At 45.0% G+C, this 19,520-nt stretch carries 15 protein-coding genes; 9 read left to right on the forward strand and 6 right to left on the reverse strand.

The genetic code is table 11. The features are described from left to right. The first annotated feature begins 29 nt into the window (after window positions 1-29). Complete coding sequence (locus ACO1NU_RS03705; protein WP_448817115.1) at window positions 30-1,049, forward strand: patatin-like phospholipase family protein; 1,020 nt, start codon at window positions 30-32, stop codon at window positions 1,047-1,049. Here ACO1NU_RS03705 and ACO1NU_RS03710 read toward each other — a convergent pair. Beyond that, window positions 1,046-2,254: a multidrug effflux MFS transporter gene (locus tag ACO1NU_RS03710; protein ID WP_448817116.1), complete on the reverse strand. Its 1,209-nt coding sequence runs from the start codon at window positions 2,252-2,254 to the stop codon at window positions 1,046-1,048. The two genes, ACO1NU_RS03705 and ACO1NU_RS03710, sit on opposite strands and share 4 nt — an antisense overlap. A 346-nt stretch (window positions 2,255-2,600) precedes the next feature. Between ACO1NU_RS03710 and ACO1NU_RS03715 the strand changes: the two genes are divergently transcribed. From ACO1NU_RS03715 to ACO1NU_RS03730, 4 genes are all read left to right on the forward strand, one after another. Further along, window positions 2,601-3,725, forward strand: coding sequence for a SusD/RagB family nutrient-binding outer membrane lipoprotein (locus tag ACO1NU_RS03715; RefSeq protein WP_448817238.1), 1,125 nt, complete (start codon window positions 2,601-2,603; stop codon window positions 3,723-3,725). A 228-nt stretch (window positions 3,726-3,953) separates the two neighbouring features. Further along, entirely contained in the window at window positions 3,954-4,175 is a 222-nt protein-coding gene (locus ACO1NU_RS03720; protein ID WP_448817117.1) for a hypothetical protein, read from the forward strand. 81 nt (window positions 4,176-4,256) lie between these two features. Next, entirely contained in the window at window positions 4,257-4,988 is a 732-nt protein-coding gene (locus tag ACO1NU_RS03725) for an SIMPL domain-containing protein (RefSeq protein WP_448817118.1), read from the forward strand. A 99-nt stretch (window positions 4,989-5,087) separates the two neighbouring features. Beyond that, window positions 5,088-5,849 carry an NYN domain-containing protein gene (locus ACO1NU_RS03730; protein WP_448817119.1) on the forward strand — a complete coding sequence of 254 codons (762 nt, stop codon included), beginning with the start codon at window positions 5,088-5,090 and terminating at the stop codon, window positions 5,847-5,849. A 28-nt stretch (window positions 5,850-5,877) separates the two neighbouring features. On the opposite strand, the gene rluF is transcribed toward ACO1NU_RS03730, so the two are convergent. Both rluF and ACO1NU_RS03740 read right to left on the reverse strand, forming a co-directional pair. Beyond that, complete coding sequence (gene rluF, locus ACO1NU_RS03735) at window positions 5,878-6,840, reverse strand: 23S rRNA pseudouridine(2604) synthase RluF (protein ID WP_448817120.1); 963 nt, start codon at window positions 6,838-6,840, stop codon at window positions 5,878-5,880. A 43-nt stretch (window positions 6,841-6,883) separates the two neighbouring features. Continuing rightward, entirely contained in the window at window positions 6,884-7,306 is a 423-nt protein-coding gene (locus ACO1NU_RS03740) for a secondary thiamine-phosphate synthase enzyme YjbQ (RefSeq protein WP_448817121.1), read from the reverse strand. Window positions 7,307-7,370: 64 nt separating this feature from the next. Here ACO1NU_RS03740 and ACO1NU_RS03745 point away from each other — a divergent pair, with 64 nt between their 5' ends. Together ACO1NU_RS03745 and ACO1NU_RS03750 are read left to right on the forward strand one after the other, a co-directional pair. Then, window positions 7,371-8,600, forward strand: a complete 1,230-nt coding sequence (locus tag ACO1NU_RS03745) for an MFS transporter (RefSeq protein WP_448817122.1) — start codon at window positions 7,371-7,373, stop codon at window positions 8,598-8,600. Between the two features lie 404 nt (window positions 8,601-9,004). After that, window positions 9,005-11,386 (forward strand): TonB-dependent siderophore receptor, encoded by a 2,382-nt coding sequence (locus ACO1NU_RS03750; RefSeq protein ID WP_448817123.1) that lies wholly within the window; start codon window positions 9,005-9,007, stop codon window positions 11,384-11,386. Window positions 11,387-11,465: 79 nt separating this feature from the next. On the opposite strand, the gene ACO1NU_RS03755 is transcribed toward ACO1NU_RS03750, so the two are convergent. The 3 genes from ACO1NU_RS03755 to ACO1NU_RS03765 all read right to left on the reverse strand — a co-directional run bounded on the left by ACO1NU_RS03755 (window position 11,466) and on the right by ACO1NU_RS03765 (window position 16,809). Beyond that, window positions 11,466-13,004, reverse strand: coding sequence for a malate:quinone oxidoreductase (locus ACO1NU_RS03755; RefSeq protein ID WP_448817124.1), 1,539 nt, complete (start codon window positions 13,002-13,004; stop codon window positions 11,466-11,468). 314 nt (window positions 13,005-13,318) lie between these two features. Continuing rightward, entirely contained in the window at window positions 13,319-15,169 is a 1,851-nt protein-coding gene (yidC, locus tag ACO1NU_RS03760) for a membrane protein insertase YidC (RefSeq protein ID WP_448817125.1), read from the reverse strand. A gap of 20 nt (window positions 15,170-15,189) precedes the next feature. Further along, complete coding sequence (locus tag ACO1NU_RS03765; protein ID WP_448817126.1) at window positions 15,190-16,809, reverse strand: CTP synthase; 1,620 nt, start codon at window positions 16,807-16,809, stop codon at window positions 15,190-15,192. Between the two features lie 185 nt (window positions 16,810-16,994). Between ACO1NU_RS03765 and ACO1NU_RS03770 the strand changes: the two genes are divergently transcribed. Together ACO1NU_RS03770 and ACO1NU_RS03775 are read left to right on the forward strand one after the other, a co-directional pair. Beyond that, entirely contained in the window at window positions 16,995-18,233 is a 1,239-nt protein-coding gene (locus ACO1NU_RS03770) for a M16 family metallopeptidase (RefSeq protein ID WP_448817127.1), read from the forward strand. Continuing rightward, window positions 18,230-19,504: a M16 family metallopeptidase gene (locus ACO1NU_RS03775; RefSeq protein ID WP_448817128.1), complete on the forward strand. Its 1,275-nt coding sequence runs from the start codon at window positions 18,230-18,232 to the stop codon at window positions 19,502-19,504. The genes ACO1NU_RS03770 and ACO1NU_RS03775 overlap by 4 nt, the downstream gene beginning before the upstream one ends. The last annotated feature ends 16 nt before the right edge of the window (window positions 19,505-19,520 follow it).

Below are 19,520 nucleotides of genomic sequence, written 5' to 3' on the forward strand. Positions count from 1 at the left end.
TTTCGGAAATTCAGGGAGGATCAACCCTGATGAAGAAAATATTGTCTATCGATGGTGGCGGCATACGCGGCGTTATTGCCGGGCAGATCGTCGTGGCGATCGAAAAGGAGTTGCAGAGAAAAAGCGGGAACCGGGAGGCGCGAGTTGCACAATACTTTGATTTCTTCTCAGGGACGAGTACAGGCGGAATTCTCACCTGTTTGTACCTTTGTCCAGATTTGGAAATCCCATCTAAGCCACGATTCTCCGCGGAACAAGCTGTTGAACTATACGTACGCTATGGAGGAGAAATATTCGACCGAAGCCTGGTACAACGCGTCGTAAGTGCAGACGGCATATTGGATGAGAAGTTCAGTAAGACAGCGCTTGAACAGTACTTAAATGAATATTTTGGTGATCTGAAGCTCAGTAAACTGTTGAAACCCTGTATAGTTACTGCCTATGATGTCCAGAGGCGAAGGACTCATTTCTTCGCACAACACGATTACGCAAGAAAGGGCGATAGCGCTGATTTTCTGGTTAAGGATGTTTGTCGCGCTACATCTGCAGCACCCACCTATTTTGAAGCGACACTTGTAAAGTCCCTAAGCGGGGTCTCCTACCCGCTAATCGACGGGGGAGTTTTTGCGAATAATCCGGCTCAGTGTGCATACTCGGAAATCAGAAATGCGGAAGGAAGTCCCACAGCCAGAAACATGTTTCTGGTTTCAATTGGCACTGGCAGCGAGAACAAACCCTATGATTATGATAAGGTAAAGAACTACGGAGCAGTAGGATGGATCAAGCCTGTTATCGATATCATGATGTCGGCAGCTGCTGAAACCACCCACTATCACCTGACAAAAATGTTCTCGGCCATGGGTAACGGTGCGAACTATGTGAGAATACAGCCTTCTAATATTGGTCGCGCCCACTACGAAATGGACGATGCGAGTCCTGAAAACATCCAAAATCTGGTTGAAGTCGGGATAGAGACCGTCGAAAACTGCATAGACATAGCGCGCATAGTTGACATTCTGCTCGAGGGAAAAGATGATGTTGTATTTTAAGCCGATCGACGTGCTTCGTACGCATCCACCTTCTTCTTGCCTAGGGCATGGACAAGAAAGGCCGTACAGCAAACAACAGTCATGATCAGCGGCATGGGAAGAATGGAGTCCTCCGGAAAAAAGCTAACCAATACGGAGGCCAGTGCACCAAGTCCCATTTGAAAAGCGCCCATGAGGGCCGATGCACTACCTGCATTCTTAAAGAACGGCGCCAATGTCAAGGCAGATGCATTCGGGTTGATTAATCCGAGACAGCTCAGGAATATCGCCACAAACGCGAGGGTACTGATCAAGGTCAGCATACCATTGAGGGCTGCAACGAGGAAGAGCATGCTAAAGAGCGTCTGAACGGCGAGGGCCCACCTGACGATCGATCTGCTACTGAACCATCGCAACAGCAGGCTATTTACCTGGCTCGAACCGATAAAGGCGACAGACAAGAGCGCAAAGATCCAGCCGTAGCCGGTTTTGCTGACACCATAAAGGTTCATAAAGACCATAGGAGATGCTGCTACATAGGTGAATAAGCCGGAAAAGCAGAGCGAGCTCACCAGGGAATAGGTGTAAAATTGAGGCTCGACTACTACCGACAGAAAACTTTTAATGATCGGAGCTGGCTTAAGCGAGTATGTTGGATCGGGAACGAAGCTTTCCGGCAGGAACAGCACTACTGCAATTAGCATAAAAAAGGCCATTACCGCTAAGAATATGAAGACGGATTGCCATCCAAAGGCGGAGATCAGATAACCTCCGGCAGTAGGAGCTAGCATGGGCGATAGTGCAATAACCAGCATGAGTGATGAGAAGACTTTCGGGCTTTCGCTGATACTGAAAAGATCGCGAACCATGGCCACTGAAGCTACTGCTGTTGCACAACTACCAATAGCTTGCACGAATCGAAGCGCAATGAGCTGGTTTATATCTTTCACCAAAAGGCAGACGATTGAAGCCCCGATGTACAGAATAAGGCCTATGAAAAGCGGCTTTTTCCTGCCAAACTTGTCAAGCAAGGGCCCATACAATAGCTGCCCAACGGATATGCCGATGAAGAAGCCGGAAAGAGAGAGTGATACCCGGGGAACCGTTGTATTAAGATCTTTGGCAATTGCATCAAAGCCAGGAAGATACATATCGATAGAAAAAGGTCCCAGTGCTGCTAATGAGCCCAGTATGAGAATGAGGTAAAAGTTTTTGGAAATTGCCATTTGGCCGATGTTTTTTAAGGAGGCGCAAAGATTGGAGATTTTTTTCAGAATAAAGAACGAAAGTGCAGCTTTCCACCCTTTTAAAAGAATACCGTTTTTAAAAAAGGGTGGAAAGAATATGGTTCAAGTGAGCAGAGAAACTGACAATTATACTATTAACGGTGGTCCACTCGAGGGCTGAAAAATGTAATCGGGTAGGAGGTCTTAAACGTCCGGCACTGGAGATCACCTGTTACACTCCGGATCGGAGTAACAGGTGATCGTTCTTATTTAAATTCAAAACTAGGCATGAAAATGAAGGCAAACAAACTTAAGCTTTAAAAAAAAGCTAATTGAAGCAGACCAGATACTTACTGCCGATATAAAATCGAATCAGCTTGCACAGATTGAGATTATTGAGGTATATGCCTGGTCTGTACTGGTGAACTCATTTGGCAACGTACCGTATAGCGAGGCACTGAACCCCGACAACGCGCTTCCAAAGTACGATGATGCGGCTGCGGTATACGCCGATCTGGTTACCCGCCTGGATGCAGCCCTTACCACTCTGAAGCCTTCAGCGGCAGGCTTTGGAACAGCAGACTTGTTGTACAATAATGGCTCAAAAACTACCAAAGTGGCAGGATGGGTGAAATTCGGCAACTCTCTGAAGCTAAAGCTTGGGATGATATTAGCCGATAAAGACGTAAATACCGCGAGAAGGATGGTACAGGAAGCAGCGCCAAACGTGTTCACCAGCAACGCTGACAATGCAAGGTTTCCTTACTTAAGTTCGACGCCAAACAATAATCCCATTTCGAGCAGCTTAAACCCAACGCTCACCGGCAGGCAGGACTTTATTGGTGCGGAACCCTTTATCAGTAAGCTGAACGATGTTAGTGATCCGAGGCGGCCGTTTTTCTTTACCACCGTAGGTGGAAATTACATTGGCGGCAAGTACGGCTTTGCCAACACCTATGTAAACTTTTCAACCGCAAGCGCAAAGGTGGTAGCACTCGATTTTGAATCGTTACTACTTGACTACGCCGAAGTGGAGCTCTTGCTGGCAGAGGCAGTAGAAAGAGGCTTTACAGTTGCAGGAACCGCCGCAGAGCATTATAATAACGGAGTGACGGCTTCAATAATCTATTGGGGCGGCACTGCAGAACAAGCAAGCACATACCTTAGTCAGGCTAAGGTTGCCTATACGAATCCAGCTTCCGGATCATCATGGCGTGAAAAGATTGGTACACAGAAGTGGATTGCCTTGTATAACCGGGGATACGACGCATGGACGGAATGGAGACGCCTTGACTTTCCTAAACTTAGCCCGCCTTCAGCTGCTGAAGGCGCACCAGCGGGTCTTGTGATACCAACACGGCTGATCTACCCGGTAAATGAGCAGACGCTGAATACAGTAAACAACTCTGCCGCAGCTCAAGCTATGGGCGGTGATGCCGTCTCCTCAAAGATTTTCTGGGACGTTAATTAATAATCTAATCAGATGACGCCCTCAACCTGTTGCTCAGCAGCATACAGGTTGAGGGCGTCCTGCTTTTATATTCTTCCGGCAGGTTTCCGAAAACCACTGTTGGTATACTACCTATACAGCTATTGGCTATGGGTATGACCCTAAAAACACTTGTTGCATGCGAGTACGCGTAGCTGGGATTTAAAACAAAAAGACGTGAAATTGCATTTACTACTTAAACGCTACGCTATGACACAGAAAATGGAACAAGAAGACAAAAGACCAGAAGAACATGAGCAGGGACAGGTCGGACAACCAGGGGAATCGACTGCTGACGCAACCAGGAGTGAAGCAGTTCCCGCTAAGCCACTAACGACGCAGGGCACTCCGGAGGAGATTGAGGAAAACCTTGGAGGTACTACCAATCTGTCACTTGATCAACTTAAGAAAGAAGGTGATGCGGGCCACTAAGGCGCATCACCCTCATAATAGCCGATCGCGGGCAAGATATACCAGTGTAATGATCGGCGCTCCTGCAACGTACACATAAACATGAGAACATATATTTCCGCATCTATAATCGCCGTAGCTTTGTTGATAGGGACCTTTGTCCTGGCAAGCGCATACAAGTACAAATACAAGGATAAAAAACGGATCATCGTTACCGGGCTCGCTGAAAAGGATTTCGTCAGCGATCTTATCGTATGGAACTGTAATTACAACAAGAAAAGCATGGATTTAAGGGAAGCTTACGCTGCTCTTAAAAAAGACGAAAATGCAATTCGCCGGTACCTCACTGAAAAAGGTTTGAAAGAGAATGAAATGATCTTCTCCTCTGTCAACATTAACAAGGAATTCGAATATTCATACAGCAATACGGGGCAGCTAAGTTCGACAACATTTGCGGGCTACAATCTGGTGCAGACGGTTAAGATCGAATCAAAGAATATCAGCCTTGTAGAAAAGGTCAGCAGGGAAATAACAGGACTAATTGAAATGGGTATTGAGCTTAACTCGAATGCTCCTGAATATTACTACTCGCGTTTATCTGAGTTGAAGATAGACCTTTTGAGTAAGGCAAGTAAGGACGCAAAGGACCGGGCTGAGAGCATCGCGGAAAATGCAGGAAGTAGTTTAGGGGAACTTAAATATGCAAACATGGGTGTTTTTCAGATAACAGGTAAAAACAGCAACGAGAATTTCAGTTATGGAGGTACCTTTAACACCTCGTCAAAGAACAAAACGGCCTCGATAACATTGAGGACAGAATACGCCATTGATTAATCTGGAAAGGTGGTAATACTTTGATACTGATTTTCTCGGGAGCAGCCACATTGCGCAAAGGAATAACTGGTGGTTTTTCTTTAGCGAAGCATACATAAAATGGAAAACAAGAAAGACCTTAAACTAGCAGTACTTATTGACGCAGACAACGTTCCATACGCCAATGTGAAGGAAATGTTCGAGGAAATTGCCAAGTACGGCACACCTACCTTTAAGCGGATATACGCGGACTGGACAAAGCCCACTGTTTCAGGGTGGAAAAAGGTATTACTGGAGAACGCCATTACGCCGATTCAGCAGTACAGCTATTCCACTGGAAAGAATGCTACCGACAGTGCATTAATCATTGATGCTATGGATATCCTCTACACAGGTAAGGTGGATGGCTTCTGTATTGTCTCCAGCGACAGCGATTTTACCAGACTTGCAACGCGCTTGCGGGAAGCTGGGATGACGGTGATCGGCATAGGAGAGAAGAAGACGCTGGCTCCTTTCATTACAGCCTGCGACAAATTTATCTACATCGAAATCTTAAAGCCCGACGAGCCTGTTGGAGAAGATCAGGATACTAAGAAAGTATCGCCGAAGAAGGCCACACCTACAGCTCAGCCACTGAGCAAAATTGATCCGAAGATCATTCGTCTGTTTTCAGACAGCATATCTGACCTTGCAGACGAAGACGGTTGGGCATTCCTTGGAGAGCTGGGAAACCTGATGCTAAAAAAGAAACCGGACTTTGATCCGCGGAACTATGGATTTCCGAAGCTCCTCCCGCTTATAAAAAGCATTAACCGCTTTGAAATCGATGAAAGAGATACGGGTAAGCCCAACATCAAACACATCTATATAAGGCGAAAGTAAATGTCTGTTGACCGGGTAGAGAGAATGTTTAACGTTTGTGCTTGCCTCTCGGACTTGAAGACTTTGTTGTAGAACGGGTCGTAGACTTTGCGGTCGATTTGCTGCTTGACCTGCCTGGCGAGGCGCTCTTACCTTTAGACGCCGGCTTGTAGCCATTTGAGGTATGTCCGGTACCAGACATGCGCTTTCCTGGTTTAGACCCGGTGGGCCTGCTTTGAGAAGATGATCCGCTGGATACAGGATGATTGGATTTTTTAGCAGCCGTTTTTTCTGAACTGGAGTTTGCCACAAGTCGCTTGATTTCTGTTGTTTCCTCATCATTCAGTTCTCTCCAGTCGCCTAAAGGCAAGCCCTTCAATTTGATATTCATGATCCGCACACGTTCGAGCTTAACAACTTCATAGCCGAAATACTCACACATACGCCGAATCTGACGGTTAAGCCCCTGGATCAGGGTTATCCTCAGAATATATGGACTCTCTTTGGATACCTTGCATTTTTTTGTCATCACGTCCATTATCGGGACGCCGCCAGCCATACCTGCAATAAACTGATCGGTTATCGGCTTGTTTACTGTGACCAGATATTCTTTTTCGTGGTTATTCCCCGCTCGAAGGATTTTATTTACCAGATCTCCGTTGTTGGTTAAGAATATTAGCCCCTGAGAGTCTTTATCAAGGCGGCCGATTGGAAAAATCCGCTCGCTGTGGTTGATGTAATCCACGATATTAGTCTTGTCTGAACTTTCAGTAGTGCATGTGATTCCAACCGGCTTATTGAAGGCGATAAGGAGCGATTCGGAACCTTCACGGGGTTCTATGTTCTGCCCGTTAACACTTACCAGGTCGCCGGGATAAACCTGATCACCGATCTTTGCACGCTTACCATTGATGAATACGTTTCCATTCTCAATGAATTTGTCAGCTGCCCTTCTGGAACAAAGGCCGCTTTCACTGATGTATTTATTCAAACGTGTACTACTTTCAGACATGTTGATCAGGATCTAAGTTGCGAAGGTAAATCTTTTAACTGAGTTATTCTCCCCAGCCTGTAATCAGCAGATGACGCGCTCCGCCATAATCCCGGTGTTCGCAAAGATAGATTCCCTGCCATGTACCCAGTGCCAGCCTTCCATTCCTGATTGGAATCGTTACCGATGTTCCCAGCATTGCTGCCTTCAGGTGTGCGGGCATATCATCAGGTCCTTCATCGGTATGCTGATAGTCGGGATCATTCTCTGGCGCTATTTTGTTGAAGTAGGTCTCAAAGTCACGACGCACCGTCGGATCTGCATTTTCATTTATCGTTAACGAGGCGGAGGTATGCTGTATAAATACCGAACACATACCGGCTTTAACCTGTGCGATATCCGGACAGGCCTGAACGACATCCTGCGTGATGAGGTGGAAACCTCTCGGATGGGGCCTGAGTTTCAGGGCGTATTGAAATACTTTCATTTTTCGGCTACTTAGTGGTCCTAATCTTCATTCAAAAGTATAGATTTAAAGATAAAAGCTATTGATGACCGATAAATCTCAAACTAAGTCGAACAACATCATTCTTCTGGTAATTGTTGCCGCCCTTGGCTACTTTGTGGACATCTATGATCTGGTAATTTTCTCAATTGTACGTATTCAGAGCTTCCGTGATCTGGGAATCCCTGAAGAGGAAATGCGCCTCAAAGGTGAATATGTGTTAAATATGCAGATGGGTGGGCTCCTTCTTGGCGGGGTCCTTTGGGGAATTATAGGCGACAAATACGGGCGGATCAAAGTCCTTTTTGGATCTATTCTGTTGTATTCTCTTGCTAACATCGCCAATGGCTTTGCGCAGGATATCCATAGCTATGCTATCATTCGATTTATCGCCGGGATAGGCCTTGCAGGTGAACTCGGCGCGGGTATAACACTCGTGAGTGAAAGCATGGCGAAAGAAAAGCGTGGGTATGGCACAATGATGGTCGCGGGCATAGGTGTTCTCGGTGCTATAGCTGCATTTTATGTTTCAGAACACTTTAGCTGGCGTGAAGCTTATTTCGTTGGTGGGGGAATGGGCTTGTTGCTGCTCGCTCTGCGGGCAGGCACTTTCGAGTCTGCTATGTTCCGGCATACTGCAGAACAAAAAATTGAGAAAGGCAATCTCAAAATGTTGTTCACCTCGAAGGAGCGCCTCTTACGCTATCTCTATTGCCTCCTGATTGGTCTACCGATCTGGTTTGTCGTCGGCATATTTGTAACACAGGCCCCTGAGTTTGGACTAGCATTAGGTGCTACAACGGTATTAAGCGCAGGAAAAGGGATTATGTACACCTACATAGGCATCTCTCTAGGCGATATAGCAGCCGGGTTGATTGCGCAACTCACCAGGTCGCGCAAGCTTACTGTTTTCCTGTTCCAAATCATGATCATCGCAAGTTCTGTGTTGTATTTGAGCAGCACCGGCATAACCGAGAACGAATTCCATTGGCTTGCTTTTCTCATGGGACTTTCGGTAGGCTACTGGGCTACATTTGTCACCATTTCCTCGGAACAGTTCGGAACGAATTTGCGAGCCACGGTTACGACAACCGCACCAAATTTTGTTAGAGGAGCTTTGATCCCCAGCACGCTGCTGTTCGAGTATTTTGTACACAGGTATTCTATTATAACAGCCGGATACATCATGATATTTCTGTTAACGGCAATTGCTATGTTCGCTCTAAGCCAGCTGAAGGAAAGCTTCAACAAGGATCTCGACTATTTGGAAAAATAGTAAAGCAGGAGAGGGACATCCACAATGACCTGTCTAAGCTACCCAAAAATGAAGTTGTGGAAGCCGGGTCGATACGAAAATCAAAGTACTACCTGTAGAAAGTCTTGTCACTGGCAGAACAAGGTAGGTCGCACAGTGCCTGGGCTGTTCCGTCTTGATTTTTCAAAGACCAACCGATGCGGGAGTTACCTTCGCTTCAATAGAAAAGTTCTGTCACGGTTGACCAGACACATCTCCCCGGAGATTCAAGCAAATCGGAAATTCCAGGCAGATTCCCGCCTCTCTAAACAGTACATTTCAGATACTACTAAAAGCGATTACTTAGATTAATTCTTAATAATTTTTGCGAATGTCCAAAGTGTTCCTATTTTTGGCCCAAATTAGAATTAATCTAAACAATAATCATGGCGAAGAATTTTACCTTCTTTCTCTTTTTCTTATTCATTCAAACTACGCTAAGTGCCCAGGAATCCGGCCGTATTAGCGGCAAGGTCTCTTCCGGGGGAGCAAGCCTCGGTTATGCCACCGTTTCATTAAATGGATCTTTTAGGAGTACCAAAACAGACGAAAGTGGCTTTTTCGATTTGAGGAATATCGAACAAGGTAATTACGAGCTACGAATCAGTCTGGTCGGTTTTGAACCACAGATAAGAAGTATTAAAATTCTGCCGGGCGACCACTTGCGGCTTAATTTCGATCTTCAGGAAAAGACCAGTAACTTAAATGAAGTGGAGATATTTGGTGAGCGGAACAAACAGCCTGAAAAGCTGGATGTAATCACTCGCTTACCTTTGAAGCCCAGCGATCAGATCCAGAGTATTTCAGTCGTCTCCAGCCGCTTGATTGAACAACAGGGTGCTTTAACGATATCGGATGCTGCGCGGAACGTTCCGGGCGTATACACGTTTGCAACATATGGAGGGGTAAGAGAAAGTATGTCTTCCCGTGGATACAGGGGCATCCCGGTGCTGAAGAACGGCATCCGTACAAACTCAGATTTCAGGGGTACGGGTGTATTGACCGACATGCAGGGTATCGAGAGCATCCAGGTATTAAAAGGCGCAGCCGCAATTACTCAGGGAGTGGCTACTGACATTGGCAGCCCGGGCGGCATTATCAACCTCGTAACTAAAACTCCGAAATTCGAGAATTCAGGCGATGTTTCCTTACGTGCGGGAAGCTGGGGGCAGGTTCGCCCGGCATTCGATGTGCAAGGTATAGTGAACGAAGCGCAAACAGTAGCATTTCGCTTGAACGGCGTCTATGAACGTTCAGACAGCTACAGGGCGATAAGATCATTAAACAAAATCTACGTTAACCCTTCATTGGAATGGAGACCCGACAGGCAGACATCACTGACACTCGAGATGGATCATTTAAATGATGACCGTACACCAGACCTTGGAACCGTTAATCTGAGTTCTAATGATATTAACGCGATTTACAAGCTCCCATACGACCGCTTCTTAGGCTTTACAAATGACGTAACCACCACAAAGAATACAACATATACTGCACGGCTGAAAAGAGAGCTAAATGACGAGCTTACGTTAAGAGCGACATACATCCGCTCAGATCTGTTTGTAGATAATAGTGGAACGGACTTGGGTACGATGAAAGGAAATAATTATTCCAAACGTATCCGCTCAGTAAGTGGCTCAACACGTGACGATCAAAATTCAATTTTGCAGCTCGATCTCGTGGGTCGAAACGTTCATACCGGTAAATTCAAGCACACTTTCCAGGCTGGTGTGGACTTCCGGACCAACAGTTTGGCCACTACAACCACAAACAGCATCGTCATCGATACCATTGATGTAACAGCTCCCGTAAATAATAAATTGAATACTAACAGGCAACTGGTGAGTGGCATCCCTGTAACCGCGTCAGAGACGCATTACGGAGCCCTTGCCCAGGACGTGATCTCTTACAGCAATTGGTTAAAGTTCGTCCTTGGCGTTCGTTATAGCTTTGCTCAGAGCAAAGGTTCAGCTGAGATCGGTGCAACAAGTGGAAGCGCATGGAACCCGCAGGTAGGCGTTATGTTCAGTCCTAAAGAAAACATCAATCTATTTGGATCTTATACCAGTTCCACAAGTATCCGGAGCGCTGCAAATGCAGATGTTAACGGTGATCCAATAGGTAATTCACGCAGTGACCAGTTTGAAGCAGGCGTAAAATCTGACTGGTTGAACAATCGTCTTCGTTTCAATCTTACCCTGTACAAGATCAACAACAAGAACCTTTCGATGGTGGTTTATGACGACAACTGGAATCCCACCGGCTATTATGAAAAAGGCGGAAATGACGAACGCAAGGGAATGGAAGTTGAATTGACCGGCCGTATCTTGACGAACCTTGAAGTTATTGCTGGCTATTCGTATATCGACGCCAAGTATAAAGACCATACATCTTACTACTACAACTCAGCCCCGTTAAATACACCTAAGCATACCTATAACGTCTATGCGAACTACACGGTGAAAAACGGAGATCTTAAAAACTTAGCTATCGGGGCAGGCATCTACTACGTTGGCGAGCGGCCCATGAATGACTGGGCTAGAACTGTAACTCACGAAGGCATTGTACCTGGGCAAAAGCCTTTCGATATCAAGTCGCTGACAACGGTTAACGCTCAACTAGCTTACAAATTCTCAGCTAAGCTTGGAGCAAGAGTTTTGTTCAACAATATCTTTGACAAGATCGGATATAATGCATACCGTACCTCATGGATCAACCAAACAGATCCACGGAGCTTTGCAGGGGTCTTAACCTACAGATGGTAGACTGCAGTTAACGTATCACAAAAAAAGAGGATGTAATCGATTGATTACATCCTCTTTTAGTTTAAGACCTTATCCGTACTTACTGAGCAATCTCGTTGTTCTCTTCCGTCGGAACTACGTTCTTCAAACTGAGCACGCTGCTTGTCCAGGCTCTCAATTCAGTGCAAAGCTCCGGATTTTCGTTTAAAGACTGACCGAATGAAGGGATCATCTCCTGAAGCTTAGCTTGCCACTCCGCTGACTTATACTTTTCAGGGAAGCAAGTTTTAATTAGGCCCAGCATAATAGACACTGCTGTGGATGCACCTGGAGAGGCACCAAGCAATGCGGCTATGCTGCCCTGAGAACCAGTAACAACCTCCGTCCCAAACTCCAGAATCCCGCCTTTCTTTGGATCTTTCTTGATCACCTGAACTCGCTGGCCAGCTATCTCCAACTTCCAGTCTTCTACTTTAGCTTCCGGGAAATATGTTCTTAGCGCGTCCATACGCTCGTCTCTTGATTGACGGACCTGGTCTATTAAGTATTTAGTAAGTGGAATATTCTGAATTCCTGCTGCAAGCATCGGAACAATATTACTTACGCGAAGGGAAGAAAGCAGATCAAAGAAAGAACCCTGCTTCAGGAACTTCGTGGAAAATCCGGCGTAGGGACCAAAAAGCAAAGCTTTTTTGCCATTGATTACCCTCGAATCAAGATGTGGAACTGACATAGGAGGAGACCCAACCTCCGCTTTTCCATATACCTTGGCCTCATGTCTTCTAATAACATCCGGGTTGGTACAAACGAGCCACTGCCCACTCACCGGAAAGCCACCAAAGCCCTTGCCTTCTTTAATTCCAGATTTCAGAAGAAGATGAAGTGAACCACCTCCCGCGCCAATGAAAACGAAACGAGCTCTCACTTTTCGCTTCTTACCAGTTTTATCGTCCTTCAATGACACCGTCCACCTGGAGCTGTCATCCTTTTTCAATTTCGTAACTTCCTGGCAGAAGTGCATGTTTACTCCTGGCAAGGCTTTGACCGCACCAAACATACACTTCGTTAATGACCCAAAATTGACATCTGTGCCAATTGTCATCCGCGTAGCAGCAACTTTCTGCTCGCGTGGGCGTCCTTCCATTACGAGGGGCATCCATTCACGAAGCTTTTCCCAGTCCTCGGAATACTCCATGCCTTTAAACAATGGAAGCTCCGAAAGGGCCTCATATCTCTTATGAAGAAAATCAACATTTTCCTCTCCCCATACGAAACTCATATGCGGTATACTCTTAATGAAGTTCTTTGGAGGGCAGATGAAACCGGATTCAACAAGATGAGCCCAGAACTGACGGGATATTTCAAAAGACTCGCCGATTTTTACAGCTTTAGAAGTCTCAATGCTCCCATCCGCTAACTGTGGCGTATAGTTCAACTCGCAAAACGCTGCATGGCCAGTACCTGCATTATTCCAGGCATCAGAACTCTCTGCGGCAACAGCATCTAAACGCTCAAAAATCTCGATAGTCAGATTAGGCTCTAACTTTTTCAACAGCACCGCGAGAGTGGCGCTCATTATCCCGGCACCAATCAATACGACGTCGGGTTCGTTCTGCAAAGGATGTTTATTCGTGTCCATTATAATGTTGCTTAGATAAAAGGCTAAACATCTATTATATAGAATGTTCCCCTTTTTGATCTTCTCTCGGTTGATGTATTTCGTTGAGAATGATTATATAAAATTACGCATAATATGAAATTATTTCAAATTAGCGGGCGTTCTTTTGACTAAATTAAAACAATGCAACCCTTTTTTTAATATTTACTTCTGAGTAGTGGATACACCTCTCTATTCCAGCGGCAGCTATGAGTGATTATAATTGTATAAGTAGCGGAGGATGAAATTGTTTTATGCAAAAAAAAAGCCGGATGAACCGGCTTTAATGTTTTTTGTTATTTTCCTTTGTTTTTAGCTGCCTGTTGCTGCTGTCTCATATAGTCGTCCATTCTTTGCTGGAATTTGGACTTCTTCTTTTCCGTCTCAGGTTTCTTCTTGTTCTCCTGAATACGGGAATGAATCTTTTCATCATTTACGAGTTGTCTGATGACGAGCTGCTGAACGAAAGTAAGCACGTTAGCGCAGAAATAATAATAGTTTAAGCCCGACGGATAGCTATTTAGAACAGTAAGAAATATGATCGGCGTGATATATCCGATATATTTCATTTGCCCGGTCACTCCAGACGTCTGATTATTGATATAAGTTGTTACCAAGGTGGAAACAGTCATCAGCAGACACATCAAACTGATATGGTTGATATTCAGCAGAGGAATCGTTTTAAAGTTGATCACTGAATCGTAAGTAGACAAATCCTTCATCCAGAGAAAGCTTTCCTGCCTAAGTTCAAACAGGTTCGGGAAGAAGAAGAAGAAAGCCATTACGATAGGAAGCTGCAGTACCATAGGAATGCATCCTCCAAGAGGATTTACCCCAGCCTTCTTATATAGTTTGAGGTATTCCTGTTGTAAGAGCGTAGGATTGTCTTCGCCGACCTTGCTTTTAATTTCATCCATCTCAGGCTTCAACACACGCATTTTAGCCATCGACAGGTAAGACTTATAGGTTAGGGGAGTCAGAACCACCTTTAGTATAATCGTTAGAACTAAAATGATCAAACCATAGTTCCACCCCATACCTTCAAGGCCGTTAAAGAACGGAAGAACAGCAACACGGTTTATCCATTTTAACGGTCCCCAGCCCAGATCGATCTGCTTTTCAATGTTATACCCCTGGTCTTTTAATGTATTAAAGCGGTTTGGACCGAAGTAAAATTCAAGAGGGTAGGAGTTTCCATCCTTTCCCTTAGCGAGCTGCATGTCTGCAGAAAAATTCTTCACCAGCCCCGCCTGAGTAGGAACAGTAACATCAAGGGAACCTCTATCGAATCCGTTCTTAGCAATCAGCACGTTTGAAAAGAAATGTTGTTTGAAAGAGATCCACTGGATCTTTCCATCTTCACCAAGCTCCTTCTTTTCGTCCTTTCCACTTCCGATGTGTTCAACCTCACCTTCTCCGTGACTGAAGTAAGCACTGGAGTAGCGTTGTTCACTGGCAATATCTTTTTCTTTCTGCTTAAGAGTAGCCTGCCAGTTGACTTTCAGCGGTTTCGAACCTATAACGTTATCAAGCCCCTGAGCTACAATGGTAAGCCCCAGCTTATAACTATTACCTTTAAGTGAATAGATGTAATCAATATACTGGGTTGCAGAATAGCTCAGGCGCATAGTCAAAGTAGACGAATCATTCTTTGCCACACTCAGAGACTTTGCTGACGGAGCAAAATAGAAGTTTCCGGTATTAATCTCCTGCCTTGATGCAGGGACAACAAGACTGAACTTATTGTCTGCACTGTCCAGCATGATCAGCGGCTTTCCGTCGAAAGTTTTCATATCCTTCAGCTCAACCGAAGTAATCCTTCCACCCTTAGTGCTTAAGTTTACTTTCAGCTTCTCGTTCTCAATTACAACTGTTTCAGTTACACCTGTGAGGGCTGCACCGAATGGTCCTCTGAAAGCAGCAGAATCAATAACTACTGTTTTAGCGTCTTCTTTCTTGTCAGTCTTAGCCGTAGGCGAGTGTGAGGCTCCGCCTTGCCCTGCGGTCTTTAACGAATCTTGCCGCCTTAACGAATCCTGCAGAAGATTTTCCGCCTTCAGCTCTGATTCGGAGGGCTTCATCAGATAGGTAGAGCCTGCAAAAATAATCAAGATTAAAAAGAGGCCTGTAAACGTATTTCTATCCATTTAGTAGTGATATCTGTTCTTTATTTTTTGTTGTTTTTTCTTGAATGTGCTAGTGAAGCGGCGACAAAGTTAACAAAAAGCGGATGTGGATTAGCAACTGTTGACTTTAATTCAGGATGGAACTGTCCCGCTACAAAAAATGGATGGTTCTTAAGTTCTACTATCTCAACAAGGCCATTCTCCGGGTTGATGCCTGACGCAATCATTCCCGCGTCCTCAAACTTCTTAAGGAACTCATTATTAAATTCATAACGATGTCTGTGTCTTTCAGATATCTGTGATTTACCATAGATATTAAATGCCTTGCTACCTTTTTTAAGGTCGCATACATAAGACCCAAGTCGCATTGTTCCTCCCTTGTTCTTGATCTTTTTCTGTTCTTCCATCATGGAGATCACCGGAAACGGTGTTTGTTCATCCATTTCAATGCTGTTTGCGTCTTTCAGGTCGAGTACGTTTCTGGCGAATTCCACCACTGCACACTGCATTCCTAAACAGATACCAAAGAACGGAATGTTATTTTCACGTACGTGACGGATGGCAATAATCTTGCCTTCGATGCCACGGCTTCCAAATCCAGGAGCAACGAGTACACCGTTCAGTCCAGCCAGACGCTCTGCCACGTTTTCGTTGGTAATGCTTTCCGAATGGATGGAGATAACCTTTACCTTACATTCATTGCTCGCACCTGCATGTACAAATGCTTCAGTGATGGATTTATAAGCATCCGGTAACTCCACATACTTACCTACCAGGCCGATTTTGATTTCAGAAGTAGGGTTTTTAAGCCTTCCAAGAAAATTCTTCCAATTTTCCAGATTCGGATCACTCTTCAGCGGGAGCTTCAACTTCGAAAGAACGGTCTTATCTAGCTGTTCTTTTAACATCAGCAGAGGTACGTCATAGATCGTCGGAGCATCAATCGACTCGATAACCGCATTGATGTTCACGTTACAGAACAGCGCAACTTTACGTCTGATATCTGCTGACAGCTGATGCTCAGTACGACATACAAGTATATCGGGCTGAATACCATATTCAAGCAGCATCTTAACAGAGTGCTGCGTAGGTTTTGTTTTCAGTTCACCGGCAGCCGCTAGGAACGGTACCAAAGTAAGGTGAATGACAAGTGAGTTACTGCTTCCGAGCTCCCATCTTAACTGACGTACTGCTTCTATAAAAGGCAGAGACTCGATATCACCTACAGTACCTCCAAGCTCAGTGATGACAATATCAAATTCTCCATCCTGACCAAGCAAAGTCATATTCCGCTTAATCTCGTCGGTTATATGAGGAACAACCTGAACCGTTTTTCCTAGATACGCACCTTCACGCTCCTTTTGGATGACGTTCTGGTAGATACGTCCCGTAGTAATATTGTTTGCCTGAGACGTAGGAACATTAAGGAAGCGCTCATAATGTCCGAGGTCAAGATCTGTTTCAGCTCCATCCTCTGTAACATAGCATTCTCCATGCTCATAGGGATTCAGTGTGCCGGGGTCAATGTTAATATACGGGTCGAACTTTTGGATTGTAACGCGGTAGCCACGGGCTTGTAACAGTTTTGCTAATGAAGCGGAAATGATTCCTTTCCCTAACGACGAAGTAACGCCGCCCGTAACAAATATGTATTTGGTCATGAGTGTGATGGATTTAAACAAGGTTCACGACTTTCAAATGCGTGTTCCTACGTTCTTTTGTACGGGTTACAAAATTACGAAAAAAAGCACGATCTGAAAGAATAGATTGTTTTTCTGATAGAGAATTTGTTACACCACTTAATTTAAATCCTTTACCTTTGCTCCTTAACCTGAAATTAACCTTAATGGTAAAATTTGACAGATTTACATTAGACAACGGGCTGACCGTTCTTGTTCATGAAGATCCAACTACGCCCATGGCTGTAGTGAACATATTGTATGATGTAGGTGCCAGAGACGAGAACCCCTCACAAACCGGATTCGCTCATCTTTTTGAGCACCTGATGTTTGGCGGCTCCGTAAATATTCCCTCATACGACGAACCCTTGCAACGAGTGGGAGGGGAGAACAACGCCTTCACAAGCAACGATATCACCAACTATTACGTAACCCTACCGGCAGTTAACCTCGAAACAGCATTTTGGCTGGAGAGCGACAGGATGCTTAGCCTTGCATTTTCAGAAAAAAGCCTCGAAGTCCAGCGTAACGTGGTCTGCGAGGAATTCAAACAACGCTACCTCAACCAGCCCTATGGTGACGTGATGCTCATGTTGCGACCGCTGGCCTATACAAAGCACCCTTACATGTGGCCCACAATAGGGAAGGAACTTTCGCACATTGAAAATGCAAACATCGACGATGTAAAAGCCTTTTTCAAGAAACACTATAATCCAAACAACGCAATTATGGTTGTAGGCGGTGCCGTGAAAACCGAAGAGGTTAAGCGCCTGGCAGAGAAGTGGTTTTCAGACATTCCTTCAGGTGAAAAATACCACAGAGTTCTACCTCAGGAACCGATACAAACAAGCGCAAGACGCATCACTCATCACAGCGATGTCCCTGTTAGTGCAATTTACATCGCCTTCCATGTACCAGCGAAGAACGACCAGGGATATTACGAAGCGGATTTGATCGGGGATATCTTATCGAGGGGAAATTCCTCACGTTTGTACAGCAACCTCATCAAAGACAAAAAGATGTTTACAGACATCAACGCATCTTTAACCGGAAGTTCAGACCCAGGACTCCTGATTATCGATGGAAAGCCCTCTGACGGTGTAAGTATGGAAGATGCGGAGGCTGCCATCTGGGATGTCTTGAATCAACTTTGTTCAGAGCACGTACCCGAAGTTGAACTCAGCAAAGTCAAAAACAAGATCGAGTCAACAATGGTGTTTGCTGAAATGAGCTTGCTCGACAAAGCGATGAACCTTGCCTATTTCGAAGTACTTGGTGATGCTGATGCATTGAATAAGGAAACCGCTCGCTACCTCAAAGTTACGGCTGAGGATGTTCGTGTTCGTGCTCAATCAATCTTTAGAAAAGAAAACTCCTCTACCTTACTTTACCTGTCAAATTCATGATAAACAGAACCATAGCGCCCGAGTTTAGATCGATAGAAGAGATCAGCCTGCTGCAACCAACCCACAGGCTGCTTGACAATGGAATAAAACTCTATGTTGTTGACGCAGGTGAGCAGGAGCTTGTACGCCTCGAATTTATATTCAACAATGTGAACTGGGACGTATCCCGTCCACTTCAGGCTTATGCAACAAACGCACTGATCATCGAGGGAACGAGCTCACTGTCTTCTTACCAGATCTCAGAAAGCATTGACAGCTACGGCGCCTTCATCCAGCCTGAATACAGTTTCGATTATTCCTCACTTACTTTATACACCCTGAGCAAACATCTTGATAATGTCCTGCCTGTTATCAGGGAGGTATTAACAGATGCCATATTTCCTCAGGAAGAATTAGATACGCTCATCCGAACTCAGAAGCAGAAGCTTACTGTCAGCCTCGAAAAGAATGACGTTATTACCAGACGCGTATTTAACCATTCCCTTTTCGGAGACTCCATTTACGGTTATTCCATCGAAGCAGAGGACTACGACAGAATTGATCGTGAGCAGTTACTTGATTATTATAAAAAAGCTTACCAGCCTGGAAACTGCGTTATTATAGCGTCAGGGAAAGTTGATGAGCTCACCATTTCCAAAATAAACAGACAGTTCGGAACCGGATGGAGCACCAGTACCGAATTTCAAAAAAACGTTTTCTCCTTCCCTCAAACAAAGGGCGGCGTATTTTTTACTGAAAAGCCCGACTCGCTTCAGTCTGCAATCCGCATCGGACAGATTTCTGTTGTGCGCAGTCACCCGGACTTTCCGGCTCTCCAGTTCCTGAACACGGTGCTCGGAGGGTATTTCGGATCCCGTCTAATGGCAAATATTCGCGAAGACAAGGGCTACACCTACGGCATCGGTTCGGCACAAGTATCCCTCCAGAACGCAGGGTACTTCTTAATCGCTTCTGAAGTCGGTTCTGATGTTTGCTCCTCAACACTAACGGAGATTGAGAAAGAGATTTCCTTACTAAAGACTACGCTGATACCTCAGGAAGAACTGGAACTCGTACGCAATTATATGCTCGGATCATTCCTCGGAAGTCTGGAAAATGCTTTTTCCCATGCCGAGAAGTTCAAAAGCATCTTCCTGTCCAATCTGGATTACGATTACTACTCGCGTTATATCCAGGTGATTAAAACTATTTCTTCGGATGAACTTCTTCAACTGGCAAACAAATACTGGAATTTCGACGGTTTTAATAAAGTTATTACAGGGAAAAAATAGGCATTTTCATATTTTA

The organism is Arcticibacter sp. (assembly GCF_053551015.1).